This window comes from Bradyrhizobium niftali, from assembly GCF_004571025.1.
Lineage (GTDB): Bacteria > Pseudomonadota > Alphaproteobacteria > Rhizobiales > Xanthobacteraceae > Bradyrhizobium > Bradyrhizobium niftali.
Map to the genome: position 1 here is coordinate 25821 of NZ_SPQT01000024.1, position 25086 is coordinate 50906.

General features: G+C 65.0%; 25 protein-coding genes. 16 read left to right on the forward strand and 9 right to left on the reverse strand.

What is annotated here, in order from left to right:
* The first annotated feature begins 8 nt into the window (after nt 1-8).
* From phnL to E4K65_RS32690, 6 genes are all read left to right on the forward strand, one after another.
* On the forward strand, nt 9-707 hold the full coding sequence (gene phnL, locus E4K65_RS32655) for a phosphonate C-P lyase system protein PhnL (protein ID WP_167771332.1): 699 nt from the start codon (nt 9-11) through the stop codon (nt 705-707).
* Nucleotides 708-718: 11 nt separating this feature from the next.
* Nucleotides 719-1876 (forward strand): alpha-D-ribose 1-methylphosphonate 5-triphosphate diphosphatase, encoded by a 1158-nt coding sequence (locus E4K65_RS32660; protein WP_135177627.1) that lies wholly within the window; start codon nt 719-721, stop codon nt 1874-1876.
* Entirely contained in the window at nt 1873-2469 is a 597-nt protein-coding gene (gene phnN / locus E4K65_RS32665; protein WP_135177628.1) for a phosphonate metabolism protein/1,5-bisphosphokinase (PRPP-forming) PhnN, read from the forward strand. Before E4K65_RS32660 ends, phnN begins: the two co-directional genes overlap by 4 nt.
* Nucleotides 2470-2495: 26 nt before the next feature.
* A complete protein-coding gene (locus E4K65_RS32670) occupies nt 2496-3107 on the forward strand; it encodes a pyridoxamine 5'-phosphate oxidase family protein (RefSeq protein ID WP_025575246.1) in 612 nt (203 codons plus the stop codon).
* A gap of 789 nt (nt 3108-3896) precedes the next feature.
* Nucleotides 3897-4142: a hypothetical protein gene (locus E4K65_RS32685; protein WP_135177629.1), complete on the forward strand. Its 246-nt coding sequence runs from the start codon at nt 3897-3899 to the stop codon at nt 4140-4142.
* Nucleotides 4143-4163: 21 nt separating this feature from the next.
* A complete protein-coding gene (locus E4K65_RS32690; protein WP_135177630.1) occupies nt 4164-5117 on the forward strand; it encodes an aliphatic sulfonate ABC transporter substrate-binding protein in 954 nt (317 codons plus the stop codon).
* 7 nt (nt 5118-5124) lie between these two features.
* On the opposite strand, the gene E4K65_RS32695 is transcribed toward E4K65_RS32690, so the two are convergent.
* From E4K65_RS32695 to E4K65_RS32705, 3 genes are all read right to left on the reverse strand, one after another.
* Nucleotides 5125-5907: an alpha/beta fold hydrolase gene (locus tag E4K65_RS32695; RefSeq protein ID WP_135177631.1), complete on the reverse strand. Its 783-nt coding sequence runs from the start codon at nt 5905-5907 to the stop codon at nt 5125-5127.
* A gap of 3 nt (nt 5908-5910) precedes the next feature.
* Complete coding sequence (locus tag E4K65_RS32700) at nt 5911-7206, reverse strand: O-acetylhomoserine aminocarboxypropyltransferase (RefSeq protein ID WP_135177632.1); 1296 nt, start codon at nt 7204-7206, stop codon at nt 5911-5913.
* 298 nt (nt 7207-7504) lie between these two features.
* Nucleotides 7505-8305 carry an IclR family transcriptional regulator gene (locus E4K65_RS32705; RefSeq protein WP_167771333.1) on the reverse strand — a complete coding sequence of 267 codons (801 nt, stop codon included), beginning with the start codon at nt 8303-8305 and terminating at the stop codon, nt 7505-7507.
* A 128-nt stretch (nt 8306-8433) separates the two neighbouring features.
* Between E4K65_RS32705 and E4K65_RS32710 the strand changes: the two genes are divergently transcribed.
* Genes E4K65_RS32710 through E4K65_RS32735 form a run of 6 tightly spaced genes read left to right on the forward strand, consistent with a single transcriptional unit; the run spans nt 8434 to nt 13041 of the window.
* A complete protein-coding gene (locus tag E4K65_RS32710; RefSeq protein WP_167771334.1) occupies nt 8434-9399 on the forward strand; it encodes a Bug family tripartite tricarboxylate transporter substrate binding protein in 966 nt (321 codons plus the stop codon).
* 3 nt (nt 9400-9402) lie between these two features.
* Nucleotides 9403-10020: a flavin reductase family protein gene (locus tag E4K65_RS32715; protein ID WP_135177635.1), complete on the forward strand. Its 618-nt coding sequence runs from the start codon at nt 9403-9405 to the stop codon at nt 10018-10020.
* A 56-nt stretch (nt 10021-10076) separates the two neighbouring features.
* The gene (locus E4K65_RS32720) at nt 10077-10937 is read left to right on the forward strand and encodes a fumarylacetoacetate hydrolase family protein (RefSeq protein ID WP_135177636.1); all 861 of its coding nucleotides are present in this window, start codon (nt 10077-10079) and stop codon (nt 10935-10937) included.
* Nucleotides 10938-10940: 3 nt separating this feature from the next.
* Nucleotides 10941-11744 (forward strand): 2-oxo-hept-4-ene-1,7-dioate hydratase, encoded by an 804-nt coding sequence (gene hpaH / locus E4K65_RS32725; RefSeq protein WP_135177637.1) that lies wholly within the window; start codon nt 10941-10943, stop codon nt 11742-11744.
* 25 nt (nt 11745-11769) lie between these two features.
* Nucleotides 11770-12153: a RidA family protein gene (locus E4K65_RS32730; protein WP_092186500.1), complete on the forward strand. Its 384-nt coding sequence runs from the start codon at nt 11770-11772 to the stop codon at nt 12151-12153.
* Between the two features lie 12 nt (nt 12154-12165).
* Nucleotides 12166-13041 (forward strand): amidohydrolase family protein, encoded by an 876-nt coding sequence (locus E4K65_RS32735; RefSeq protein WP_135177638.1) that lies wholly within the window; start codon nt 12166-12168, stop codon nt 13039-13041.
* A gap of 31 nt (nt 13042-13072) precedes the next feature.
* Here E4K65_RS32735 and E4K65_RS32740 read toward each other — a convergent pair whose 3' ends face one another.
* Nucleotides 13073-13801, reverse strand: coding sequence for a helix-turn-helix transcriptional regulator (locus tag E4K65_RS32740; RefSeq protein ID WP_135177639.1), 729 nt, complete (start codon nt 13799-13801; stop codon nt 13073-13075).
* A 141-nt stretch (nt 13802-13942) separates the two neighbouring features.
* Nucleotides 13943-14950: an LLM class flavin-dependent oxidoreductase gene (locus E4K65_RS32745; RefSeq protein ID WP_135177640.1), complete on the reverse strand. Its 1008-nt coding sequence runs from the start codon at nt 14948-14950 to the stop codon at nt 13943-13945.
* Nucleotides 14951-15214: 264 nt separating this feature from the next.
* Between E4K65_RS32745 and E4K65_RS47730 the strand changes: the two genes are divergently transcribed.
* The 4 genes from E4K65_RS47730 (at nt 15215) to E4K65_RS32760 (ending at nt 17391) form a co-directional block, all read left to right on the forward strand.
* Nucleotides 15215-15391, forward strand: coding sequence for a hypothetical protein (locus E4K65_RS47730; protein WP_167771335.1), 177 nt, complete (start codon nt 15215-15217; stop codon nt 15389-15391).
* A 229-nt stretch (nt 15392-15620) separates the two neighbouring features.
* Entirely contained in the window at nt 15621-16124 is a 504-nt protein-coding gene (locus tag E4K65_RS32750; protein WP_135177726.1) for a peptidase associated/transthyretin-like domain-containing protein, read from the forward strand.
* Between the two features lie 74 nt (nt 16125-16198).
* A complete protein-coding gene (locus E4K65_RS32755; protein ID WP_235885809.1) occupies nt 16199-16774 on the forward strand; it encodes a ferric reductase-like transmembrane domain-containing protein in 576 nt (191 codons plus the stop codon).
* Between the two features lie 128 nt (nt 16775-16902).
* Nucleotides 16903-17391, forward strand: a complete 489-nt coding sequence (locus E4K65_RS32760) for a cyclic nucleotide-binding domain-containing protein (protein WP_135177727.1) — start codon at nt 16903-16905, stop codon at nt 17389-17391.
* A 382-nt stretch (nt 17392-17773) separates the two neighbouring features.
* On the opposite strand, the gene E4K65_RS32765 is transcribed toward E4K65_RS32760, so the two are convergent.
* The 4 genes from E4K65_RS32765 to E4K65_RS32780 all read right to left on the reverse strand — a co-directional run bounded on the left by E4K65_RS32765 (nt 17774) and on the right by E4K65_RS32780 (nt 24300).
* Nucleotides 17774-19630 (reverse strand): caspase family protein, encoded by a 1857-nt coding sequence (locus tag E4K65_RS32765; RefSeq protein ID WP_135177642.1) that lies wholly within the window; start codon nt 19628-19630, stop codon nt 17774-17776.
* A gap of 99 nt (nt 19631-19729) precedes the next feature.
* A complete protein-coding gene (locus tag E4K65_RS32770; RefSeq protein ID WP_135177643.1) occupies nt 19730-21562 on the reverse strand; it encodes a caspase family protein in 1833 nt (610 codons plus the stop codon).
* A gap of 172 nt (nt 21563-21734) precedes the next feature.
* Nucleotides 21735-23582 (reverse strand): caspase family protein, encoded by a 1848-nt coding sequence (locus E4K65_RS32775; RefSeq protein WP_167771336.1) that lies wholly within the window; start codon nt 23580-23582, stop codon nt 21735-21737.
* A gap of 223 nt (nt 23583-23805) precedes the next feature.
* Nucleotides 23806-24300, reverse strand: a complete 495-nt coding sequence (locus tag E4K65_RS32780; RefSeq protein ID WP_209312108.1) for a septal ring lytic transglycosylase RlpA family protein — start codon at nt 24298-24300, stop codon at nt 23806-23808.
* Nucleotides 24301-25086 lie beyond the last annotated feature (786 nt).

The following is a 25086-nucleotide window of genomic DNA, read 5'->3' on the forward strand; positions in this document are numbered from 1 at the left end:
GCCCATCGATGACCGCCATGATCGACATCACTGATGCCAAGAAGACCTTTACGATGCACCTGCAAGGCGGCATCGAGCTGCCTGTTGTGCGCGGCGTGACCTTCCAGGTGAACCCCGGCGAATGCGTCGTGCTGTCGGGCCCGTCGGGCGCCGGCAAGTCGTCGATCCTGAAGATGATCTTCGGCAATTACCGCTGCGACTCCGGCCGCATCGGCATTCGCCATCGCGGCGCGCTGATCGATCTGGCCACTGCCGAGCCGCGGCAGGTCCTCAACGTGCGCCGCGCGACCATCGGCTATGTCAGCCAGTTCCTGCGCGCGGTGCCGCGGGTCGCCACGATCGACGTCGTCGCCGAGCCGCTGATCGTGAACGGCATGGCCCGAGCCGAGGCGCAGCAGCGCGCCGGCAACCTGCTGCACCGTCTCAACATTCCTGAAAGACTCTGGCAGCTCCCGCCCGCGACCTTTTCCGGCGGCGAGCAGCAGCGCGTCAACATCGCTCGCGGTTTCATCTCCGACCTGCCGATCCTGCTGCTGGACGAGCCGACCGCTTCGCTCGATGCCGCCAACCGCGCCGTCGTGGTCGAGCTGATCGCCGAGAAAAAGCGCCAGGGCGTCGCCATGGTCGCCATTGTCCATGACGACGAAATCCGGCATCTGATTGCTGACCGCATCGTCGATGTCACCAGCTTTGCCGCCGCGGCCTGAAGGAAATGGAAATGAACGCCAAGCCGAAGGACACCGTGATCGCCAATGCCAGGATCGTGCTGGCCGACCGGGTGATCGAGCAGGGCTGGCTTGCTCTTGCGGATGGACGCATCGCCGAGATCGGCGAGGGCAGGGCGCCAGCGGGCGCCGAGGATGCCGGCGGCGACCTGATCATGCCGGGCCTGATCGAGCTCCACACCGACCATCTCGAAGCGCATTACGTGCCGCGGCCGAAGGTGTTCTGGAATCCGGTCGCCGCCGTCATCTCCTATGACGGCCAGCTCGCCACATCAGGCATCACGACCGTGTTCGATTCGCTTCGGGTCTGGCGCGAGGATGGCGCCGAGGAAGTCGACGGCCGCGCCGGCGTGCTCGCCGCCGCGATCACCACCGCGCGCGACGCTGATTTGTTGCGCGCCGACCACTTCCTGCATCTCCGCTGCGAAATCCCGATGCCGAGCGTGGTCGAGGAGGCCAAGGAGCTGATCGACCGTCCCGACGTCCGCTTGATGTCGCTGATGGACCACACCCCCGGCCAGCGCCAGTTCCGCGACGAGGGCAAGCTGCGCGACTATTACCGCGGCAAGAACGGCGGCAAGACCGACGCCGAGCTCGACGAGCTGTTCGCAAAGCGCTTCGAGTATCAGAAGGCTTATGCTGCGACCAACATGCGCGAGATCGTCGCGCTGGCGCATCAGTACAAGATTCCGCTGGCGAGCCATGACGACACCACCGAGGAGAATGTCGCGGACGCTGTGCGCGATCGCGTTTCGGTGGCGGAATTCCCGACGACATTGGAGGCCGCGCGCGGCCTGCATCAGGCCGGCATCGACATCCTGATGGGCGCGCCCAACGTCGTGCGCGGCGGCTCGCATTCCGGCAATATCGCTGCGGTCGATCTTGCCCGCGAGGGCCTGCTCGACATTCTCTCGTCGGACTACATTCCGTCGAGCCTTCTGATGGCAGCGCTGCAATTGCCGGAACATGTGCCAGCGATCAGCCTTCCGGCGGCGGTACGCGCCGTGACGAAAGCGCCGGCCGAGGCGGTCGGTCTCTCCGACCGCGGCGAGATTGCGGTCGGCAGGCGTGCCGACCTCATCCGCGTGCACATCGCGGGCAGCGTTCCCGTTGTCCGCAGCGTCTGGCGCGAAGGAGGCCGGGTCGCATGAGCGAGACCGCGACCATGGCGCAGGGCGAGGCGGGTGCGATCGGCCCTGGCCGGCTCGTGCTCGTGGTCGGTCCCAGCGGCGCCGGCAAGGACACCTTGCTGCGGCTGGCGCAGGCGGCCTGCACCGACGATCAGAACGTCGTCTTTCCGCGTCGCGTCGTGACGCGTGAGTCCTCCGCGGCGGAGGACAACATTGCCATGAGCCCGGACGAATTCCGACGCGGGATCGATCATGGCGATTTCGCCGTGCATTGGGAGGCGCATGGGCATTCCTACGCGCTGCCGCTCGACATCAACGACGACATCCGCGCCGGCCGCGCCGTCGTCGTCAACGTCTCGCGCACCGTGATTGCCGCGTTGCGCCAGGCCTATGCCAATGTCGTCGTGGTCGCCATCACGGCGCCGCCGGACGTGCTGGCGCAGCGGCTTGCCGCCCGCGCCCGGCACAGCGACGGCAATATCGCGGACCGGCTGTCGCGCAGCGTCGAAGACGTATCGGCGCAGGCCGATGTCACCATCCTCAACGCCGGCAGCGCGGATTATCACGGCCGCCAACTCGTGCGCGTGATCAGGAACGAAGGCTGGCGCGAGTAACCGCTGGCGCAAGGGAGAGTGGAAGCATGTCGGTGATCGAAACGGTCGAACAATTGGAGGCCATCTACGGTGCCGTCGGTGACGCCTCGACCGTGAAAGTCGCCGACCATGTGACGCCGCTCTATCGCGTCTTCATCGAGAAGGCGCCGTTCGCGGCGCTTGCCACCATCGGGCCCGAAGGCATCGACTGCTCGCCGCGCGGCGATCTGCCCGGCTTCGTCCGCATTCACGACCCCAAGACGCTGATGCTGCCGGATCGTCGCGGCAACAACCGGGTCGATTCCCTGCGCAACATCGTGCGCGACCCGCGCGTGTCCCTGATGTTCCTGGTCCCCGGCTCCGGTAATGCGGTCCGCGCCAACGGCCGCGCGCATTTGTCGATCGATCCGGAGCTGCTGGCCTCCTTCAAGGTCGAAGGCAAGGCGCCGCGCAGCGTGATGGTGATGAATGTGGACGAGATCTACTTCCAGTGCGCCCGCGCCATCGTCCGCTCCGATCTCTGGAACCCGGACAAGCGGATCGATCCGAAGACCTTGCCGACGCCCGGCCAGATCCTCGCCGAGATGAGCCAGAACAAGGTCGGCGGCGAGGAATATGATCGCATCTGGCCGGAACGTGCGGCTGCCACGATGTGGTGATCTTACCCTCTCCCCTTGTTGGAGAGGGTGGCTCGCCGCGGAGCGGCGAGACGGGTGAGGGGTCTCTCTCCGCGAGTCCGGAATCGTAGGGTGGGCAAAGGCGCACTCGCGCCGTGCCCACCGCATGTCCAGCACCGCGATGGAGATGGTGGGCACGCTCCGCTTTGCCCACCCTACGGCTTCTGCTTTCTTCTCCCTCGCCCCGTTCTTACGGCGAGGCAATCGCATATGGCTTCTTGGCGGGGTCTGAGAGCGCGCCTCGTCCTTCGAGACGACCGCTCCGCGGTCTCCTCAGGATGAGGCTAAGCGGCATCTTTGCCGGTCGAAATTGCTGCCGCACACTCCGTCCCTCATCCTGAGGGCCCGCCAAAGGCGAGCGTCTCGAAGGATGGGCCGCAGAGCCACGGCCTCAAATGGGATTGCCCTCGTTCTCTCGGGGAGTCATGTGCGCCGCTCGCGCGTGTTGAACTCGTCGCGAGATGAATCTGCCTGCCGGCGCTTGCGGCGGGAGAAGCGGCCCAGCGCGCCGGCCGCAAATTTGGATAGCCATTTCATTGACCGATCGTGCCAATCACTCGATATTTACAGCATCGAAACTGCTCCTCGAGCCGAAGCCGCAACATGAGAACCGATCACCAGCGTAATCCGGGCGACATGCACGAATGCATGACGCGGCGCTGTTTCTCGGCGGCCACCGGCGCCTGTTGTTGTTGCTGACCGCCTCCCTCTCAGCACGTCACATCGCAAATCCCAAGACAGGAACGCCGCAATCCCGGCGAATGAGCAGTCATGCCCCAAGCCCAGTTCGACGCCCAATTCCAAGCCCAGTCCAACGCCTACATCATCGAAATCCACGACCGCGCCGCCGGCATCATCACCCGAGACGCGCGCGGCTTCCGCTTCTTTTCCTCCGAGCGCCTGTTCGACAGCCTCGAAGGCCGCCAGTTCCGCTCGGCGCGCGAGGCCGAGCGGGCCGCGCGCGCGGTGTTCTCCGAGCGGCGCCGGCGCGCGAATTCGCAACTCTTCGCCAACTGATCCCACCGAAAGGACCGCGCTATGATCACCCGACGACGCATACTCGCAACGACACTCCTGCTCGCGACAGCCCTGGCTGCGCCCGTGCACGCCGAGGACAAGCCCGCCGAAATCCGCATCGGCACCCAGAAGGGCGGCTTCTTCCCGGCGGTGCGCCAGCGTCAGACGCTTGAAAACGCCTTCAAGCCGCTCGGCATCGAGATCAAGTGGATCGACTTCCAGTTCGGTCCGCCGCTGCTGGAGGCGATCAATGTCGGCAGCGTCGATTTCGGCTATGTCGGCGACTCCCCGCCGATCTTCGCGCAGGCCGGCGGCGCAAAGATCCGCTACGTCGCCGCGGTGAAATCGGACGGCAATACCCAGGCGATCGTCGTACCGAAGGACTCGCCGATTCATTCGTTGGCCGATCTTAGGGGCAAGCGCGTCGCCTTCGGCAAGGGATCGAGCGCGCACAATCTCCTGGTCGCGGCGCTCGAGAAGGCCGGCCTGTCCTGGTCCGACATCACGCCTGCGCCGCTCGCGCCGGCCGATGCGACGGCGGCCTTCGTGAAGGGCTCGGTCGACGCCTGGTCGATCTGGGACCCCTATCTCGCGCTGGCCGAACTGAAGGAGAATGCGCGCGTCATCGCCTTCGACAAGGACGTGCACAAGCCGAACGCCTTCTACATCGCCGGCACCGATTTCGTGGAGAAGTATCCCTCCCTCGTCGCGAAGCTCAACACCGCCTTTGCGTCCGAAGGCGTATGGGCGGATTCGCACCATGAGGACGTGGCGAAGGCGCAAGCGGAGGCGACCGGCGTCGACATCGAAGCTGTCAAGCGCTTCGTCGCCCGCTCCAATTATCGCGTGGTGCCGCTCGACGCCGAGGTGGTCAAGAGCCAGCAGGCGGTCGCTGACCGCTTCGCCAAACTCGGCCTGATCCCGAAGCCGGTCAACGTCTCCGACATCGTCTGGAAATGGACGCCGGGGTCCTGAGCAGGGTTCAGCCCTTCAGCGCGGCCAGCAACTCATCCGGGCGCTCGGCCATGATCATGTGGCCCGCGCCCGGCACCACGACGGTCTTCGCATGCGGGATCGCCGCCGCGAGCGCCTTGCCCGCCTTCGCCGGTGTCATCATGTCGCGCTCGCCGAGGATCAGCGTCGCAGGCACTTTGACGCTCGCGGCAGCCTGAAGCGCATTGGCGTAAGCGTTGCAGGCCGACAGATCCCTGAACAGCACGCCCGGCTCGCAAGACTTCAGCACCGCCTGCGCGCCGCCATGCATCCACAGGCCCGGCGCGAGGCTGCCGCCGAGCTCCGCGTTGAAGCCGAGGCCCCAGATCGACACCATGTCGTTGGCATCCTGCGAGTTGGCCTCGGCCGCCTTGAGCAGATCCGGGCCGACCGTCATGGTCGCGGCGGTGCCGATCAGGCTCAGCGCGGAGACCTTGTCGGGATGCCGCGCGGCGGTCTCCAGCGAGATCAGCGATCCCATGGAGTGGCCGATCAGATGCGCCTTCGCAGCTCCTGCGGCATCGAGCAGCGCCGCCGTCCAGTCCGCCATCTCGGCGATGCTTGCGAGCGAGGGGCCGGCCGAGCGGCCGTGACCGGGCAGGTCAGGCGCCAGCACGGAGTAGCCGTGATGGGCGAACCAGCGCGTGTGCAGCGCCCAGGTCGAATGATCGAAGCCGGCGCCGTGGATGAAGACGACCGCGGGCAGGGACTTGTCGAACTCGCGGCCGCCGGTTGCGACAAACACATCAGTGCCGTTGACGGAGAGCTTCATGGCCTAAACCTTTTGCGAGACGCGCAGCGCTTGATTGAGGTCGTCGATGATGTCGGAGGCGGTCTCGATGCCGATCGACAGCCGCACCAGCTCCTCGCCGATGCCGGCGGCCTTGAGCTGCGCGGCGTCCATCTGCTGGTGCGTGGTTGAGGCCGGGTGGATCACCAGCGTCTTGGCGTCGCCGACATTGGCGAGATGGCTGATCATGCGCAGGGACTCGATGAACTTGCGGCCGGCGGGGCGTCCGCCCTTGATGCCGAAGGAGACGATCGAGCCGGCGCCGCGCGGCAAGAGCTGCTTGGCGAGCTGGTAGTCCATGTGGTCCTCGAGCGAGGGATGCAGCACCCAGTCGACGGCCTTGTTGGCCTTCAGAGCCTCCAGCACGGAATGCGTGTTCTGCATGTGACGGTCCATGCGGACGCCCAGCGTCTCCACGCCCTGCAACAGCTGGAACGCGTTGGTCGGCGACAGGCAGGCGCCGAAATCGCGCAGGCCTTCGGTGCGCGCGCGCATGATGAAGGCCGCGGTGCCGAACTGCTCGTCGAAGACGATGCCGTGATAGCCGCCATAGGGCTCGGTCAGCACGCCAAACTTGCCGGAGCCGCGCCAGTCAAAACGGCCACCGTCGACGATGGCGCCGCCGATCGCGATGCCGTGGCCGCCGATCCACTTGGTCGCCGAATGCATCACGATGTCCGCCCCGAGCTCGATCGGCCGGCTGAGGTAGGGCGTGGCAAAGGTGTTGTCGATCAGCAGCGGAATCTTTGCCTCATGCGCAATCGCCGCGACCTTCGGGATATCGAGCACCTCGAGCCCGGGATTGCCGATGGTCTCGCCAATCACGAGCCTGGTGTTCGGCTTGATGGCGCTGCGGAACGCATCGAGATCGCGCGGATTCACAAATGTCGTGGTGATGCCGAAGCGCGGTAGCGTGTGCGCGAGCAGGTTGATGGTTCCGCCATAGAGCGAGCTCGACGCGACGATGTGGTCGCCGGCGCTCAGCAGCGTCGCGATGGCGAGATGCAGCGCGGCCATGCCGCTCGCGGTGCAGATGGCGCCGACGCCGCCTTCGAGTGCCGCGAGCCGCTCCTCCAGCACGCCGGTGGTCGGATTGGAGATGCGCGTATAGATGTGGCCGGCGCGCTCCAGGTTGAACAACGCGGCGGCGTGATCGGAATCCTGGAACACGTAGGACGTGGTCTGGTAGATCGGCACCGCGCGGGCGCCGGTCGCGGGATCCGGATGCTGGCCCGCATGCAGGCTCAGGGTCTCGAAGGCAGGCGGTTTTGGCGCGGGCATGCGTGGCCTCGTTGCTCGGTCGGCGATGGCGGCCCTTGTGCCACAAAACGGAGTGTCAAGTCAGCCCATTGACAGCGCCTCGTGACGACAAACAGCACTCGACTGTGACGCGAATTGTGGCCGCAGCGGCAGTGCGCTCCCTCGCCCCGTTCTTACGGGGAGAGGGTTGGGGTGAGGGGTTCTACCCGCGATCACGGTGACAGTTGGACTCGTGGAGACTCCCCCTCACCCGGAATTCGCTCCGCAAATTCCGGCCTCTCCCCGCACGCGAGGAGAGGCGAAGCAGCGCCCTCCGTGCCTAACCCCGGATCACCTGCTCGATGATCCGCGCCTCCCGCAGCAAAATCTCGGCGACCTCCTGCTCCCGCCTCGGGCCGAGCCTCGTCCGAACCGCGGAGACCGTGATCGCCGCGGCGGGCTGCCCGTCCGGCGTCTTGATCCAGGTCGAGATCGATTTGGTGCCCTGCACGAGGCCGATCTCTCTCATATTGTAACCCCGCCGTCTTGCATCGGTAATCTGGCTCATCACGGTTGCGATGTCGGTCTGGTAGGCCTCGAACCGCTTCTCGTTGGCTGCGACGATTTTTCGCGCGTCCTGTGCCGGCATCGCGGCGAGGATGGCGACGCCGGCGCTAGAGACGCCGAGCGGCCGGCGCGCGCCGACCTCGATCGACAGCACCTGGATCGGATAGACGCCGATCCTGCGATCGACGCACAGCGTGTCGTTGCCGGTCCGCACCGTCAGGAACAGCGTGTCGCCGATCTCGGCGGAGGCGCGCCGCAGCGACGGATTCGCCGCGACCAGCAGCCGCGACGGCCGCGCCCGTGCCAGCGCCAATTCCGGCACCTGATTGCCGATCGCGTAGCGGCCGGTTCGATCGTGCCGCTCGACGATGCCTTCCTCGATCAGCACGTGGACGATGCGATGCACGGTCGGACGGGTGAGACCGGTCGCCCGCACGACTTCGGCCAGCGGCACACCGTCTTCGCGCCCTGCGGCAAGAATGCGCAGCACCGCGAGCGCGCGCCGGATCGCCTGCGCGCCCTGTCGCGGTTCCAGCGTGCCGCGGGTGGCTTTCCGAGAAGGTCTGTTGTCCATAATATGGACAAGAACGCCACAATTCACTCGACAGGTAAAGCGCACATCTGGAGATTGCGCGGCGATCGAGCGCCGTGCGCAACGTCAAGGCGTTCGAAGTGAATTGGAAGCGCCGCCGGGAGGTTAACATGAGATTAATCGCGATTGCCATAGCTGCTGCAGCCGCAATGCTGGCCGGACCCGCGGCGGCCCAGCAATGGCCGGCGCGCAGCGTCAAGCTGATCGTGCCCTATCCGGCTGGCGGCAATGTCGACAGCGCCGCGCGCATCATCGCCGACAAGCTCCAGGAAAAGCTCGGCCAGCCCTTCATCATCGAGAACAAGGCCGGCGCCGGCGGCATGATCGCGGGCGAGGCTTTCGCGAAATCGGCGCCCGACGGCTACACGTTGTTCGTCGGCGCCAACGGCCCCGTGCTGTTCGCGACCGAGATCAACAAGCGGGATGCCTATAGCTGGAAGAAGGATTTTCTCCCGATCTCGACCATCTCGATGACGCCGCTGGTGCTCGAGGTGCATCCCTCCGTGCAGGCCAACAATTTCAAGGAATTCATCGACCTCGCCAAGCGCGAGCCTGGCAAGCTGACGATGGCTTCGCCCGGCCCCGGCACCACCAACCATCTGCTCAGCGAGCTGATGCAGTCCAGCCTCGAGCTGCAATGGGTCACCGCGCACTACCGCGGCAACGCGCCGGCCATCAACGATCTGCTCGGCGGGCAGGTGCAGTTCGCGTTCGACCAGCTCACGGTCAGCCTCCAGCACATCAAGGCCGGCCTGTTCCGCGCGCTCGCGGTCACCAGCCCGCACCGGCTGAAGTCGCTGCCTGACGTCCCGACCTTTGCCGAGCTCGGCTACAAGGATTTCGACGGCCAGACCTTTACGGGCCTGTTCGCGCCCGCGGGCACACCGGCGCCTGTGGTCGACAAGCTGCACGAGACGCTGGTTGCGATCCTGAAAGACCCCGGCGTGATCGACAAGTTCGAGAAGCTCGGCGGAGAATCCACCCCGATGACGCCGGTCGAGTTCAGGGCCTATCTCGAGCGCGAGGACGCCAAGTGGATTCCGGTCGTGCGCAAGGCCAACATCAAGGCGGACTGAGCGATGCGGATCGATCCCAGCGAGCTCGGCGCGGAGCGCATCTACCGGCTGATGACCGGCATCGTGGTGCCGCGCCCGATCGCCTGGGTGACGAGCCTGTCGCGCTCCGGCGTGCTCAACCTCGCGCCCTTCAGCGCCTTCACCTTCGTCTCGCAGAAGCCGCCGATGCTGGCGATCAGCGTCGGCCGCAAGGGCGCCGACTACAAGGACACCGCGCACAACATCCTCGATACCGAGGAATACGTCATCCACATCGCCGATACCCCGCTGATGTCCGCGGTGCACGACAGCTCGATCGAGCATCCGCCCGAAGTCAGCGAGGTCGCCGAGCTCGGCCTCGAAACACTCGCCAGCGAGCGCATCAAGGTGCCGCGGCTCGCGGCCGCGCCGGTCGCGATGGAATGCGTCTTCCGGCAGTGCCTCGAATTCGGCGACGCCCGCAGCCGGCTGATCGTCGGCGAGGTCGTGATGTTCCACATTCGCGACGGCCTCGTGGAAAATGGCAAGGTCGAGACCAGGGCGCTCGATCCGATCGCGCGCATCGGCGGTCCCCGCTACGCCCGGCTCGGAGAGATCGTGACGCTGAACACCGTGTTCCAGACTCCCAAATCGACCGACTGAGCGCGCGGCGCATCGCGCCGCCCCTTGTGCCCAAAGACCATTGGAGGAAAACGACAATGCGACTCCTGAGCTATCTCCTGGACGGCGAGCTTCGCTACGGCGCGGCCGTCGCGGGCGGCGTGGTCGATCTGACCAGGCGGATCGGCCGTGACTTCTCCGACGTGAGGGCGCTGATCGCGGCCAATGCGCTGGCGGACGCGCAGGAAGCGATTGCCGATCAGAAGCCGGATTACGCGCTCGATGATCTCGTCCTGCTGCCGCCGGTGCTGGCGCCAGAGAAGCTCTGGTGCATCGGCGTCAACTACGCCGAGCGCAACGCCGAATATAAGGACAATTCGGACCTGCCCAAATATCCGAGCCTGTTCGTGCGCAGCATGTCCTCGATGACAGGCTCCGGCCAGCCGCTGGAGAAGCCCACCGTCTCGGATCAGCTCGACTACGAAGGCGAGCTCGTCATCGTGATCGGGCAGGGCGGCCGTCACATCCCGCGCGAGAGGGCGTGGTCGCACATCTTCGGCATGACGCTGTGCAACGAGGGTACGATCCGCGACTGGCTGCGCCACGGCAAGTTCAACGTCACCCAAGGCAAGAACTTCGACCGCTCCGGCAGCATCGGCCCGTGGATCGTCACGGCCGACGAGCTCGATCCGCGCGGGCCTCATGACATCATCACGCGCGTCAACGGCGAGGTGCGGCAGCAGGACACCACCGAGCGGCTGATGTTCCCGTTCGATTTCCTGATCTCCTATCTCTCCACTTTCGCCACTCTGAAGCCCGGCGACATGATCGTGACGGGCACGCCGACCGGGGCGGGCGCGCGCTTCGATCCGCCGCGCTGGCTGAAAGCCGGCGACGTCGTCGAGGTCGAGTCGAGCCGCATCGGCGTGCTGCGCAACACCGTGGCCGCGGAGCAATAGACCATGCTGGATGCCGCCACGATCGAACGCCTTGCCGCGCGCCTGGACGAGGCCGAGCGCACCAAGGCGCTGATCCCGATGTTCTCGAAAGAGTATCCCGGCCTCACGATCGAGGACGCCTACGCCATCCAGCGCGCCTGGACAAAACTCCAGCTCGGCCGCGGCCGCGTCGTCAAGGGCCACAAGATCGGCCTGACCTCGAAGGCGATGCAGAACGCGGTCGGCATCTCCGAGCCCGATTACGGCGTGCTGTTCGCCGACATGTTCTATGCCGACGCGACGCCCATCCCGTTCGACCGCTTTCACGCGCCACGGATCGAGGTCGAGCTCGCCTTCGTGCTGAAGGCGCCGCTGCGCGGGCCCGACTGCACCATCTTCGACGTGCTCAACGCCACCGACTACGTGACGCCGGCGCTGGAGATTCTGGAGACGCGGATGCACCGCGTCGATCCTGAAACGGGCAAGACGCGAAAGGTCATGGACACGATCTCGGACAACGCGGCGAATGCCGCGCTGGTGCTCGGCGGCCGGCCGTTCCGCCCGATGGATGCGGATCTGCGCTGGATCGGCGCGCTCCTGTTCCGCAACGGCGAGGTCGAGGAGACCGGGCTTGCCGCCGGCGTGCTCAACCACCCCGCCAATGGCATCGCCTGGCTCGCCAATCGCCTCGCGCCGCATGACGAATATCTTAAGGCCGGCGAGGTGGTGCTGGCGGGATCGTTCACGCGTCCGGTGGACATCCGCCGCGGCGATACCTTCCACGCCGACTACGGCGCGTTCGGCTCGGTGTCGTGCCAGTTCGTCTGAACCAACACATATGAGGGAGCGCACCATGACACGGCGCAAGAGCATCCATATCGGCGGCTTCAAGCACGCCAACCCGATTCCGAACGCCTGCCGCATCGGCAATCTCGTGATGTCGGGCGTCATCCTCGGCCGCGATGCGGCCGGCGCCATGCCCGAGAGCTTGGACGCGCAATGCGCCAACATGTTCGCGCACATGAAGGCGACGGTGGAGGCGGCCGGCGGCACCACCGACGACATCATCAAGATGACGGTGTGGCTGAAGGACCGCTCGCAGCGCGGGCCCGTGAATGTCGAGTGGCTGAAGATGTTTCCCGACGAGCATTCGCGCCCGGCGCGCCACGCGCTGCCGATGGACAACATGGACGGCGGCGCGCTGGTGCAGTGCGACTTCACCGCCGTGATCGACTGAAGGAGCATTCGCATGCCGACCTATCTGCCGTTCGACCCGAACCCGCGTCGCCCGGTCAAGGCGCCGCCACGGAGAACCATCGACAGCCAGTTTCACGTGCTGGGCCCCATCGACAAATATCCGGAGCGCCCCGGTGCGGCCTATCGGATGCCGACCGCGACCTGGGAAGCGGCGCTTTGGATGCACAAGGCGCTCGGCATCGAGCGCGGCATCATCGTGCAGACCACGACCTATGGCGCCGATCATTCCGTCGTGCTCGACGGCCTCGCCGCGATGGGCCCGAATTATCGCGGCTGCGCCAATGCGCTGGTGTTCGCGGAGGCGAGCGACGCCTATCTCTCCAAGCTCCACGACGCCGGCGTGCGCGGCGCGCGCTTCAGCTTCCGCCAGGAGCTCGGCGCGGTGCTGTCGGATGCCGATTTCGCCCGCGCCATCGCCCGCATTCGCGAGCTCGGCTGGTACGTCAAGATCCAGCCGGAGAAGGACGGCATCGTCTCCAGTGTCGCCAAGTACGAGAATCTCGACGTGCCCGTCCTGATCGACCACATGGCGCGCCCCGATCCGCAAGCCGGCAGGAACGATCCGAACCTGCGCAAGATGCTGGAGCTGCTCGCCAGGGGCAATTTCTGGGTCATGCTGTCGCTCGGCGAGAAGACCTCGAAGGCCGGCCCGCCCTACGACGACGTGATCCCGATCGCGCGCGCCTATATCGAGGCGGCCGTCGACCGCTGCGTCTGGGCCAGCGACTGGCCGCATCCGGTCTCCGTCAAGCAGCCGCCGAACGACGCGGACCTGCTCGAGCTGATGTACCGCTACGCGCCCGATGAGGCGACGCTGGAGAAGATTCTGGTGCACAATCCGGTAAAGCTGTTCGGCTTTGCCGACTGATCGGCTCCGGTCGCGATCGGGCCATTCACGCTCAGGGCGAGATGATCCGGTCGCGCATGGCGATCATCACGGCCTGAGTGCGGGTGGCTGCGCCGAGCTTCTTGCAGCAGCTCTTGATGTGCGCCTTCACGGTGCGTACCGTAATGGTCAAGGCGTCGGCGATCTCGTCGCTGGATCGCCCGACGGCCGCGAGCGTCAGCACCTCGCGCTCACGCGAGGACAGTACGAGCTGCGGAGCCTCGGGCAGGCCGCGCAGCTTCAGCACCCGGTCGAAGGCGTAAAGCGCCATGAGGTGGAGCGCGGGGAGATCGCGCTCCGGCAGATCGATCTCGGCGCCGCCGAACCACACCTGGCCGGTGCGGCCCGCTGGCGAGATGACCGGGATCACCACGCCATCCACCATGCCGAAGTCGCGGGCGCGTCGCACGAGTTCGACGGCGCGCGGCTCCCGTTCCGGATCGTACGGCGCTTCCCTGAACCAGCGGAACGGCTGAAGCGTTGTCCTGCAATAACGCAGCGCGGGATCGTGCCACACATACTGCGCCTCGGAATACATATCGAGAAAGCCGGCCGGCAGCCGTTCGGCGAGAACGGCCTCGCGCGGCACTTCGGTCGACAGCGGGGCGACATAGGAAGTGCAGTAATAGTCGAAGCCGTGCTGGCCGAGCGTGCGGCTCATCGCATCCAGAATGCTCGCGACATCAGGAAGCTGCCGCACCGTCTCGACGAAATCGAATGCTCGACTGCGGACCACGTCCATCGGCGGCCTACGATCAGGATTTGAGGGATCGGCGCTACGCTACCCTTCCAGGCATCGAGTGTAGGACGTCGAGACCGTAACTGCAATCTGCGCGAATTTGCCGCGCTCTGGAGGGCATCGCCGACGTCCGGCCCGGTGCGATCAGCGGGCCGGCTGCGCCGCCAGCCTGTCACGCACCTCAGCCGCAATCTCGAACGAGCGCAGCCGCGCGGCGTGGTCGTAGATCTGGCCCGTGGTCATCAGCTCGTCCGCGCCGGTCTCGGCGATCAGCGCCGTCAGCTTCTGCTCGACCATTTCAGGCGAGCCGACCGCGGAGCAGGACAGCGCTTGCGCCACGCCGGCCTTCTCGGCCGGCGACCACAGCGCGTCCATGTCGTCGACCGGCGGCGGCAGCGGGCCGGGCGTGCCGCGGCGCAGATTGATGAACTGCTGCTGGAGCGACGAGAACATCCGCTGCGCCTCGGCGTCGCTGTCGGCGGCGAACACGTTGACGCCGACCATCGCATGGGGCTTGTCGAGCTGCGCCGACGGCTCGAAGCGCGCCCGATACTCGCGCAGCGCCGGCATCATCATCTGCGGCGCGAAATGCGAGGCGAACGCGAAGGGCAGGCCGAGCATGGCCGCGAGCTGCGCGCCGAAGGTGCTCGATCCCAGGATCCACAGCGGCACATTCGTCCCCATGCCGGGCACGGCGCGGATCGCCTGGTTCGGCTTGACGTCGCCGAGCAGCGCCTGCAACTCCAGCACGTCATGCGGAAAATTCTCGGAAGTGGTGGCGAGATCGCGCCGCAGCGCCCGCGCGGTGAACTGGTCGGTGCCGGGCGCCCGCCCGAGCCCGAGATCGATCCGCCCCGGATAGAGCGACTCCAGCGTGCCGAACTGCTCGGCGATGACCAGCGGCGAGTGGTTCGGCAGCATGACGCCGCCGGAGCCGACGCGAATCGTCTTCGTGCCGCCCGCGACATGCCCGATCACCACCGACGTTGCGGCACTGGCGATCCCCGTCATGTTGTGATGTTCGGCCAGCCAGAACCGCTTGTAGCCCCAGGCCTCCGCATGCCGGGCGAGATCGAGCGAATTGCGAAACGCCTGCGCCGCATCGCCACCTTGGCGGATGGGCGCGAGGTCGAGCACGGAGAAGGGGATCATGCGTCGGGGTCCGAATGGAGGGAGATATGCGGCGGAAGCCACATGTAGTGCTGTCCAGGTCCGAATGTTAGCGCCGCACGGTCCCCCAGATACGGACGCAACGATGCCATTCGGAATTGTCGTGGGTGACCGGCGAACTGCCCAGATTGCGCTTTTTGACCCAGCGGACTTTCAGCGCAGGTTTGACTTACGTCAACATTCAAGACTTGGCTTCATTTTCACTTCCGACATTGGTTGCTTCGATTCCCTTTCTGGAGAGGTATGATGGCCGATCCGACCAAGCTCTCGGTTGAGAAAGCGCTCGAAAAGATACGTCAGCGCGACGAGCCGAAATCAGGGAATTCACGCCTTGATGAAAAAACTGACGCTCTCAATGAAGAGATAAAACGTATGAGGGCACAAAGGCTCCGCCTTGAACGACAACAGGGCAAGCGTGGCTGAATAGCACGTAGGGTAGAGCACTTGCGAAACCCATCATGTTTCGTCATCGAGCAAGGCCTCGATGGGTTTCGCTTCGCTCTACCCATCCCACGGAGCTGTCTGAGCGGCCCGCGCCTCCGTTCACAACACTGTTATTGCGACCTGTTGCGCCCTTTGTCCCAACTGGGCGTTCGGTGCCTGTTGTTGTACCCTTGCCGGAGCCATTGTACGGGCGCCAGGAGGAATGGACATGACCATGGTCGTACTCAACCGCCGCAACCTCCTCGCCGTCGGCGGCTCCGTCCTGGCAACCGGGGTTTTGGCAAGCGGGGTTCCCGGACTCCTGTTGCCGGCCCGCGCGGACGGCCTCGCACCGACCGAGTCGATGTCGGGCGGGGCGAACAACTACCGCAAGGGCGCGGCGATCGTGGACCGGATCGGCAAGGGCGGCTTCTGGATGAGCGGCACCGTCCGCCGCGCCGGCGACGGGGCTCCACTCGCCGGGCAGCGCATCCAGATCTGGGCGCACACGACCGAAGGGCAGGAGCACGAGCCGCAGAGTCATGGCGCCACGCTCACCGACAAGGACGGCAAGTTCCGGCTCGAGATGCCGCAGATCATTCCCATCTTCGGCCAGCCGCATGGTCACCTCGCCTATGACAGCGGCGAGTTCAAAACCGTCTTTTTGCGGCCGGTGATGCGGAGCGCAAAGGAAACCAGCCTGGAAGCGCATTTCGTCCTTCAGCCGGCCTGACCGCGTTGCAAAAGAAGGGGTGGAGATCGGCCCGGGCGCCCCTGATCTGGGTCGCCCTTGCTTTGGCCATCGGCGTGCCGATCGCCAAGGCAGCGGGAAGCGAGCAGCTCGCGTGGCGCGGTCCGGTCTACATCCTCGCCGGATTTGCGGGGATCGTCGCCCTCGGTCTCGTATTGGTTCAGCCCCTGCTGATTGGCGGATACCTGCCGGGACTGTCGGCCTATCGCGGACGGCGTGCCCATCACTGGATCGGCGGCGCGCTTGCTGTTGCGGTGGTGATCCACGTCGCCGGCCTCTGGATCACGAGCCCGCCCGACATGATCGACGCGCTGACCTTCTCATCGCCGACGCCGTTCTCTCCCTTTGGCGTGACCGCCATGTGGGCCATCTTCATTGTTGCGCTTCTGGCCGCGCTGCGCCGGCGATTGGGACTGCGACTGCGAACGTGGCGCCTGATTCATGTGCCTCTCGCGATCGTCATCGTCGCCGGCAGCGTGGTCCATTGCCTGCTGATCGAGGGGACGATGGAGACGATCTCGAAGGCGGCGCTCTGCGCGCTCGTCCTCGCGGCAACCGTGAAAGTCATGGTTGACCTGCAGGTGTGGCGAAGGCGAAGGACGCTGCGCGGCGAGAGCATTGCGCCGCAGTAGGCTACGCGCGATTGATCGCGATTTACAGACGTCTTTATTCAAGCACGTTGATTCAAGCACGTTGGGCGTCGTCATCGCCTGTGTGCGCTCTGCTTGCCGCAGATCGCGACGCGGCGTATCCTTTTGCGATGGTTGTCAGTGCTCCCGAGCTGAAAGCGTTCCTGCTCGCGACGCCGTTCTTCGGCGGTCTCCCGGACCCAAGCCTCGACCTCCTGATTTCGATGCTGGTCGAGCGCCGCTTTGACGCCGGTGCGACCGTCGTGGCGGAAGGCGAGCCGGGACGCTCGATGTTCATCGTCAAATCCGGTCGGCTGGCGGTGAGCAAACGGGCGAATTCGGGGAGCGTCATCCCGATTTCCATTCTGGAGCCCGGCGACTTCTTTGGTGAGATGTCGCTGATTGAAATGCAAAATCGCTCCGCCACGGTGCTCGCGGAGAGCCCGACGGTGCTGTACGAGCTGACGGCGCAAAAGCTCTACGCGTGCTACAAGGCGGATATCCACGCCTATGTGATTGTCCTGCAGAACATCAATCGCGAGCTTTGCCGGCGGCTGCGCCGCTCCGACGATCGCCTCACCGGACACGAGGTGGGCGAAGAGGAACCCTCTGCGCGATGAATGTGCTTCTCCGCGATGCCGCAAGTTCGCTCTCGGTCCTTTTGACGAAACTCGTGGCGCGGATGGAGCGACGCGCAATCCGGGACGATTGCGTCCGCGGCTATCGGTCCAACGCATCGAAGCTCGCGAGCTTGGCGTCGAGCTTCGTGCCGGCATATTTGTTGAACAGCGTCAGCGAGCGTTGTGACGAGGCGTTCCAGTCGACGCCGGCCGAGGCCGTCAGGCATGCGCGGAGCCGCAGCCCAACCAGACTGCAAATATCAAGGAGGCAATAGCCGAAGCGCGGCCATTTAGCCTCAAATCGGAATACGACGAGAGTATTTGGAGTATTCTGCCGGCAGCTTCATGTACCGAAGGTTTCTTCTTCGCCTGTCATTCGTCCTCAGTTGCAGACTTCGAAGTTGCGGGCCGCGCTACCGCCTCCCCCGTAGGCGTCACGCATAAATTCGAGTCGACAACCTGGCCGGACGGGACGGCAGCCCGCACCGTTGCAAATCAATTGTCCCGTCGCCTGCGGCTTCGACGGTGTGGACTCAACTTTCTTTCTCTCATTATCCCGAGGCTTGGCATCCTCGCGGACCGCAACCGGCTTCTTGTCAGGAACCTTCTCGCACTCGTTATCATCGTTGACGCGATAGCCGGCGCGGCACGCGATCTTCACGCAAGCGTCGCCATCGGCCTTGAAGCCGTGATCGCAAACGAGCGGGCAGACCCGGGCCGGCTTGGCCTTGATGGCGTCGAGCGTCTCGAAGCTCGCCAGCTTGGCGTCGAACTTCGTTCCCGCATATTTGTTGAACAGCGTCAGCGAGCGCTGCGCGGCGGCGTTCCATTCGCCGTCCGCTGCGCCCGTCAGACATCCGACACGACGGAGTTCCGACTGCACCAGTTTGGCCGTCTCCTGCGGCGAAAGAGCGGGCGGCGATTGGGTTGGGGCAACTGCCGCGACCTTCTGCTCGCCGTCACGCTGAGTCTTTTCGGCCGCCTGTTTTGCGGCCAGCTCGGAAGCCGCCTTGTCGTTAGCGATCTTGTCGGCGAGCGCCTTCTCGGCGGCCTGCTTGTCGGCCAGCGCTTTGGCCACGGCGGCCTCGGCATCCTTCCTGCGCTGCTCGGCTGCGGCAGCCTTTGCTTCCTCGATCTGCTTGGCCTTCTCGGCCGCCAGCCGGGCGTTCTCGGCAGCCTTGGCGGCGGCAGCCGCCTTCTCCTGTTCGGCTTTGTTGGCGCGCTCAGCCGTGAGCCGCGCCTTTTCGTCCTCAGCCTGGCGCGCCTTGGCCACTGCAGCTGCGCGCGCCTCTTCGGCCGCAACGTTCTTCAACTGCGCACGAGCGAGACCTGCATAGAACCCTTCGGGATAAGCCTGGAGGAATGCTTCCCATCCGTCCCGGTTTCCTGTCTGCAGGGCAAGCTCATAGTCCCGGCGGATTCCGTCCTGAGGGTTTGCCGTCGGCCCTTGCGGCGCGGTAACCACAGGCTTCGCTGCAATCAGCGGCACGTCGTCGCCGCCGAGCGAACCGTAGACATAGGGCTCCTGCTTGTAGCCGGTGTTCTTCAGGACATCGTCGCGGACGAAGCCAAAAGCCTTGCGCAGATCGAGCCCCGGCGTCGGCAGACGCTCGACGAGAGCTGCCGCGAACGGACTGTTCTTGGAGTCGCCATCCGAGGCCGTCGAGCCCGCCTTGGCGGCGAAGGCAATCATGGTGTTCGGGCTGGTCGGCTCGATCTTGGCGAGGCCGCGCCCGATGGCGCGCGCCGCAATCGTCCGCTTCATGGTTTTGGCGAAGGGATTGTCGCGACAGGCATCGAGAATGACGAGTCGGAGCTGCTTGGCGGGTTCGACGGCGAACAGGGCGCGATCCAGCGGCAGGGTCTCGTCGAGCACATCGCTGTCCGTCTCGAGCGTCGCATCGGTCGGGATCAGGTAGTTGGTGCCGTCCAGTTCAATGCCATGGCCGGCGTAGTAAACGACGGCCACCTCGGCCTCACGAGCCTTGCCGCCAAAATCGCGCAGCGCCCTGCGCATCTCGCCGGCGTTGAGGTCGAGCCTGATGTCGACCATGTCGAAGCCCGCCCTCTTGAACATGCCGCCGATCAGGGTGGCGTCGTTCGCCGGGTTGCTGAGCCGGGGGACGCTCTTGTAGGCGGAATTGCCGATGACAAGCGCGACGCGTCTTTCCGCGTGCGCCGAGCCGCTGCCCACGCAGATCGCAAAAATAGCCAAGGCAAATAGCCGAAAAGTGCCCATTACAGCCTCAAATCACAATGCGATCAGAGTAGTCGAAGTGTTCCATCAGCAACGAAGATGCATGTATCGAAAGGTTTCTGCCTCGCCCGGCTTTTGTCTTCAGGGACAGATTTCGCGGTGCCCTTGCTGCCCAACCACGATGTCAACTCGACAGCCCTTCTGGACTGGACGGCAGGTCCTACTGTCGCAATAGATCTGGCCCGTCGCCTGCGGCTTCGCGGGCGCGGACTCGACCTTCTTCCGCTCGTTGTCTCGCGGCTTGGCATCCTCGCGGGTCGCGACGGGCTTCTTGTCAGGAACCTTCTCGCACTCGTTATCATCGTTGACGCGATAGCCGGCGCGGCAGGCGATCTTGACGCAAGCGTCGCCATCGGCCTTGAAGCCGTGATCGCACACCAGCGGGCAGACCCGGCCGGGCTTGGCCTTGATGGCGTCGAGCGTCTCGAAGCTCGCCAGCTTGGCGTCGAACTTCGTTCCCGCATATTTGTTGAACAGCGTCAGCGAGCGCTGCGCGGCGGCGTTCCATTCGCCGTCCGCTGCGCCCGTCAGACATCCGACACGACGGAGTTCCGACTGCACCAGTTTGGCCGTCTCCTGCGGCGAGAGAGCGGGCGGCGATTGGGTTGGGGCAACTGCCGCGACCTTCTGCTCGCCGTCACGCTGAGCCTTCTCAGTCGCCTGCTTTGCTGCCTGCTCGGAAGCCGCCTTGTCGTTCGCGATCTTGTCAGTGAGCGCCTTCTCGGCAGCCTGCTTGTCGGCCAGCGCCTTGGCCACGGCGGCCTCGGCATCCTTCCGGCGCTGCTCGGCTGCGGCAGCCTTGGCTTCCTCGATCTGCTTGGCCTTCTCGGCGGCGAGCCGGGCGTCCTCGGCGGCCTTGGCGGCTGCTGCGGCCTTGTCCTGTTCGGCTTTGTTGGCGCGCTCAGCCGTGAGCCGCGCCTTTTCGTCCTCAGCCTGGCGCGCCTTGGCCACTGCAGCTGCGCGCGCCTCTTCGGCCGCAACGTTCTTCAACTGCGCACGAGCAAGACCTGCATAGAACCCGTCGGGATAAGCCTGGAGGAATGCTTCCCATCCGTCCCGGTTTCCTGTCTGCAGGGCAAGCTCATAGTCCCGGCGGATTCCGTCCTGAGGGTTTGCCGTCGGCCCTTGCGGCGCGGTAACCACAGGCTTTGCTGCAATCAGCGGCACATCGTCGCCGCCGAGCGAACCGTAGACATAGGGCTCCTGCTTGTAGCCGGTGTTCTTCAAGACATCGTCGCGGACGAAGCCGAAGGCCTTGCGCAGATCGAGCCCCGGCGTCGGCAGCCGCTCGACGAGAGCTGCCGCGAACGGACTGTTCTTGGAGTCGCCATCCGAGGCCGTCGAGCCCGCCTTGGCGGCGAAGGCAATCATGGTGTTCGGGCTGGTCGGCTCGATCTTGGCGAGGCCGCGCCCGATGGCGCGCGCCGCAATCGTCCGCTTCATGGTTTTGGCGAAGGGATTGTCGCGGCAGGCATCGAGAATGACGAGTCGGAGCTGCTTAGCCGGTTCGACAGCGAACAGGGCGCGATCCAGTGGCAGGGTCTCGTCGAGCACATCGCTGTCCGTCTCGAGCGTCGCGTCGGTGGGGATCAGGTAGTTGGTGCCGTCCAGTTCAATGCCATGGCCGGCGTAGTAAACGACGGCCACCTCGGCCTCACGAGCCTTGCCGCCAAAATCGCGCAGCGCCCTGCGCATCTCGCCGGCGTTGAGGTCGAGCCTGATGTCGACCATGTCGAACCCGGCCCTCTTGAACATGCCGCCGATCAGGGTGGCGTCGTTCGCCGGGTTGCTGAGCCGGGGGACGCTCTTGTAGGCCGAATTGCCGATGACAAGCGCGACGCGTCGTTCGGCCATCGCCGGTCCGCATCCGAGCCACACGGCAAAAATGATCAAGAAAAACCGAAGCGCGCCCATTACAGCCCCAAATCAAACGCGAGCAGCGTATTCGCAGCCTGCCGAAAGGCAAGCGGACGGTATGTGAGGTCGATCACGCAAGGGGTTGGCCGGGGTATGCGCAGTTCGAGATTGGCGAGATCATCAAACCACAAGGCAGTCCAAGTCGGCATAAGAAGCCTACAGAAATTGGCTAGTTGCAAACTTCCTCTTGTGCGCCCGCCATATTGGTAACGTGCGGTCCAATTTTGGGTGCAACAATCCGACAGCCGGACTTCACTGGGCGACAGCCTGCTGCGTTGCAGAGCATCTGACCAGAGGCGGACGGCTTCGCGGGCGCGGCTTCGACCTTCTTCCTCTCGTCGTCTCGCGGCTTGGCGTCCTCGCGGGTCGCGACCGGCTTCTTGTCCTGCACCTTCTCGCATTCGTTGTCGTCGTTGACGCGATAGCCGGCGCGGCAGGCGATCTTAACACAGGCATCGCCATCAGCCCTAAAACCGCGGTCGCAGACCAGCGGGCAGACGCGTCCTTGCTTGCCCTTGATCGCGTCGAGAGCGTCGAAGCTCGCCAGCTTGGTGTCGAACTTCGTCCCGGCATGCTTGTTGAACAGCGTCAGCGAGCGCTGCGCGGAGGCGTTCCATTCGCCGTCCGCTGCACCCGTCAGACACCCGACGCGACGGAGCTCTGACTGCACCAGTTTGGCCGTCTCCTGCGGCGAGAGGCTGGGCGCCGATTGCGTTGGGGCAACTGCCGCGACCTTCTGCTCGCCGTCACGTTGAGCTTTTTCGGTCGCCTGCTTTTCTGCCAGCTCGGCAGCCGCCTTGTCGTTCGCGATCTTGTCGGCGAGCACCTTCTCGGCGGCCTGCTTGTCGGCCTGCACCTTGGCTGCAGCAGCCTCAGCATCCTTCCTGCGCTGCTCGGCCGCGGCCGCCTTGGCTTCCTCGACCTGCTTGGCCTTCTCCGCCGCGAGCCGGGCGTCCTCGGCTGCCTTGGCGGCGGCTGCGGCCTTGTCCTGCTCGGCCTTCTTGGCGCGGTCCGCCGCAAGCCGCGCCTTCTCCTCCTCTGCCTGCCGAGCCTTGTCTGCGGCCGCAGTGCGGGTTTCTTCGGCGGCGATCTTGTTCAACTGGCCCTTGGCGAGATCGGTGTAGAAGCCACTCGGAAAGCGGTTGAGGAAGGCAGTCCATCCTTCACGCGTGCCAAGCTGGAGCGCCAGCTCGTAGTCGCGCCGGATTTCGCTGTCGGGGCTTGCCTGCGGCCCTGTCGCGACTGGTTTCGCTGTGACCAGCGGCACGTCGTCGCCGCCGAGCGAACCGTAGACATAGGGCTCCTGCTTGTAGCCGGTGTTCTTCAAGACGTCGTCGCGCACGAAGCCGAAGGCCTTGCGCAGATCGAGCCCTGGCGTCGGCAGCCGCTCGACCAGGGCTGCCGCGAACGGGCTGTTCTTGGAGTCGCCGTCTGACGCCGTCGAGCCCGCCTTGGCGGCGAAGGCAATCATGGTGTTCGGGCTGGTCGCCTCGACCTTGGCAAGGCCGCGCCCGATGGCGCGGGAAGCGACCGTGCGCTTCATCGTCTTGGCGAACGGATTGTCCCTGCAGGCGTCCAGAATGACGAGGCGAAGCTGCTTGGCTGGCTCCACCGCAAAGAGCGCCCGGTCGAGCGCGACGGTCTCGTCGAGCACGTCGCCGTCGGTTTCCAGCGCGGCATCCGTGGGGATCAAATAGTTCGTGCCGTCGAGCTCGATGCCGTGCCCGGCATAGTAAATGACGGCAACTTGGGCATCGCGGGTCCTGCCCGCGAACTCGCGCAGCGACCGGCGCATGTCGGCGGCGTTGAGGTCGAGCCTGACATCGACATCGTCAAAGCCGGCCTTCTTGAACATGCCGCCGACCAGGGTGGCATCGTTCACGGGATTGGTGAGCCTGGGGACGCTCTTGTAGGCCGAATTGCCGATGACGAGCGCCACGCGCTTCTCGGCATGGGCCGGACCGCAGGCAAGCAAGACGGCGAATATTAATAATGCAAAAGGACCAAAACGACTCACAGCAGTCCCCCCGGAATGCAGTCTGAAAGACTAGACGGAGCATGACGAAAAGCAAATGCTTGCTCTGTGACATTGGTCACAAGAGGACCCAGCTCGGCTCAAGCGAGTTGAGTTAGGGCTCAGCCGGATAGCATGAACATGGCCCCGTGGATCCGAGGCGAGGAGGCCATCGGGGCGCGCCCGCTGTCCGGGACGTGCACGACCGCCTTCGCGCGGGGGACGCTCAGCCCACCGGTCCCGGAATCCAATAGTCCCCTGAAAGCGGGCGAACTCTTACGTCATCAATGACTCCGAGCTCCAGGCTTGGATCGAAATGGCGCATCGTCCGCTCGTTGAGGTCAATGATGCGGCCGGGCCTTAATGGCCCCACGTCATTGATCTTGACGATGACCTTCTTGCCGACGGCCTCGACGAGGGCATATTTCGGCCTTGCGCCAAATTGGACCCCACCGAACTTCCGGCGCAAATTCGTCTTGATGGCGGCCGCCCAGACGGAGGGATCATAACGCTCGCCGGAGGCTGTGTTCGGACCGCCCTCTTCCTTGCCGGGCTTGAATGGATTGTACATGGATGCTGCGCCAACGATCGCCTCCCCAGAAGCGGCATCCACGACGGCGCTCGAGTGAACGCCACTCACTTCACTTCGCGCAACGGAAACAGAAACGGCAAGCGCAACCAGGGCGCCGCAAATTGCGGCGCTCGAGCGGAACAGCATCATAACTCCTGTGATTTTTTTCGAACGTCCGGTTCCCGATCCCGCAAGCATGGTCAAGCGAACGCGGAAGCGTTCATGAACTTGCGCCAATCTCTTGCGGATTCGAGCCAACCCCTTGGCTACGGAACCGTTGTGCGAACCGGAGTGGTCCTCACGCAGTGTTTTACGTTGTCTCCGACTAAGACAGAGATTGCGTCAGCAGAATGGCCCGATGGAACCCGGGATGGAGTGGCGCGGCGCGTGCGACGTCGGCAAGGGTCGAAAGCCGATACGCCCGCGCCATTTGCCCGTCGGGCAAAACACTTGGCTCATGCAAAATCCCGTCAATCCCTGCTCACAAAAATATTCCACTTTACCGAAATTCGGAATTGCGGCATTCTCTCGCCATCCCGGTCCTCGAAGAGGGGCGATCGTACGTCGTAACGAACGTGGATCGGGGTGCGGTGGACGCGGCTGCGTCGGGCACGCGAAGGCGGGACCAGGGCGAGATGAACCTCGTGAGGTCGTGCTGCGTGCGGACGAACGGCGCCAACGCCTTGCGAAGCCCTTTGGGCGAAGCGGGGTGAAGCTGCGTACGGCAAAACCGTGTGGTCCTGACCGTCGTTGCTACGGTCAAGCCTTGCGGAGATGGATCGGGGCTCAACCGGGTCTCGGAACATCGCCAATTCGCGAGGTGACGGAGGCCAGAAGGAACTCGGCTCCGGGGAGAGCGCGCATACGCCGTCAACCCATCGCGCAGGGAAGGCCGGGTGTTTTCCGGCCCACCTGTTGTCCCGCCTGCGCATTTGC

Excerpts from the sequence above, each read along its gene's own strand:
- E4K65_RS32715 (WP_135177635.1), top strand. The coding sequence starts at position 9,403 with ATGCGGATCGATCCCAGCGAGCTCGGCGCGGAGCGCATCTACCGGCTG.
- E4K65_RS32760 (WP_135177727.1), top strand. The coding sequence starts at position 16,903 with ATGGTTGTCAGTGCTCCCGAGCTGAAAGCGTTCCTGCTCGCGACGCCG.
- E4K65_RS32770 (WP_135177643.1), bottom strand. The coding sequence starts at position 21,562 with ATGGGCGCGCTTCGGTTTTTCTTGATCATTTTTGCCGTGTGGCTCGGA.
- E4K65_RS32695 (WP_135177631.1), bottom strand. The coding sequence starts at position 5,907 with ATGAAGCTCTCCGTCAACGGCACTGATGTGTTTGTCGCAACCGGCGGC.
- E4K65_RS32730 (WP_092186500.1), top strand. The coding sequence starts at position 11,770 with ATGACACGGCGCAAGAGCATCCATATCGGCGGCTTCAAGCACGCCAAC.
- E4K65_RS32670 (WP_025575246.1), top strand. The coding sequence starts at position 2,496 with ATGTCGGTGATCGAAACGGTCGAACAATTGGAGGCCATCTACGGTGCC.
- E4K65_RS32690 (WP_135177630.1), top strand. The coding sequence starts at position 4,164 with ATGATCACCCGACGACGCATACTCGCAACGACACTCCTGCTCGCGACA.
- E4K65_RS32685 (WP_135177629.1), top strand. The coding sequence starts at position 3,897 with ATGCCCCAAGCCCAGTTCGACGCCCAATTCCAAGCCCAGTCCAACGCC.
- E4K65_RS32735 (WP_135177638.1), top strand. The coding sequence starts at position 12,166 with ATGCCGACCTATCTGCCGTTCGACCCGAACCCGCGTCGCCCGGTCAAG.
- E4K65_RS32750 (WP_135177726.1), top strand. The coding sequence starts at position 15,621 with ATGACCATGGTCGTACTCAACCGCCGCAACCTCCTCGCCGTCGGCGGC.
- E4K65_RS32710 (WP_167771334.1), top strand. The coding sequence starts at position 8,434 with ATGAGATTAATCGCGATTGCCATAGCTGCTGCAGCCGCAATGCTGGCC.
- E4K65_RS32765 (WP_135177642.1), bottom strand. The coding sequence starts at position 19,630 with ATGGGCACTTTTCGGCTATTTGCCTTGGCTATTTTTGCGATCTGCGTG.
- phnL (WP_167771332.1), top strand. The coding sequence starts at position 9 with ATGACCGCCATGATCGACATCACTGATGCCAAGAAGACCTTTACGATG.
- E4K65_RS32780 (WP_209312108.1), bottom strand. The coding sequence starts at position 24,300 with ATGATGCTGTTCCGCTCGAGCGCCGCAATTTGCGGCGCCCTGGTTGCG.
- E4K65_RS32660 (WP_135177627.1), top strand. The coding sequence starts at position 719 with ATGAACGCCAAGCCGAAGGACACCGTGATCGCCAATGCCAGGATCGTG.
- phnN (WP_135177628.1), top strand. The coding sequence starts at position 1,873 with ATGAGCGAGACCGCGACCATGGCGCAGGGCGAGGCGGGTGCGATCGGC.
- E4K65_RS32700 (WP_135177632.1), bottom strand. The coding sequence starts at position 7,206 with ATGCCCGCGCCAAAACCGCCTGCCTTCGAGACCCTGAGCCTGCATGCG.
- E4K65_RS32740 (WP_135177639.1), bottom strand. The coding sequence starts at position 13,801 with ATGGACGTGGTCCGCAGTCGAGCATTCGATTTCGTCGAGACGGTGCGG.
- E4K65_RS32745 (WP_135177640.1), bottom strand. The coding sequence starts at position 14,950 with ATGATCCCCTTCTCCGTGCTCGACCTCGCGCCCATCCGCCAAGGTGGC.
- E4K65_RS32720 (WP_135177636.1), top strand. The coding sequence starts at position 10,077 with ATGCGACTCCTGAGCTATCTCCTGGACGGCGAGCTTCGCTACGGCGCG.
- E4K65_RS32705 (WP_167771333.1), bottom strand. The coding sequence starts at position 8,305 with ATGGACAACAGACCTTCTCGGAAAGCCACCCGCGGCACGCTGGAACCG.
- E4K65_RS47730 (WP_167771335.1), top strand. The coding sequence starts at position 15,215 with ATGGCCGATCCGACCAAGCTCTCGGTTGAGAAAGCGCTCGAAAAGATA.
- hpaH (WP_135177637.1), top strand. The coding sequence starts at position 10,941 with ATGCTGGATGCCGCCACGATCGAACGCCTTGCCGCGCGCCTGGACGAG.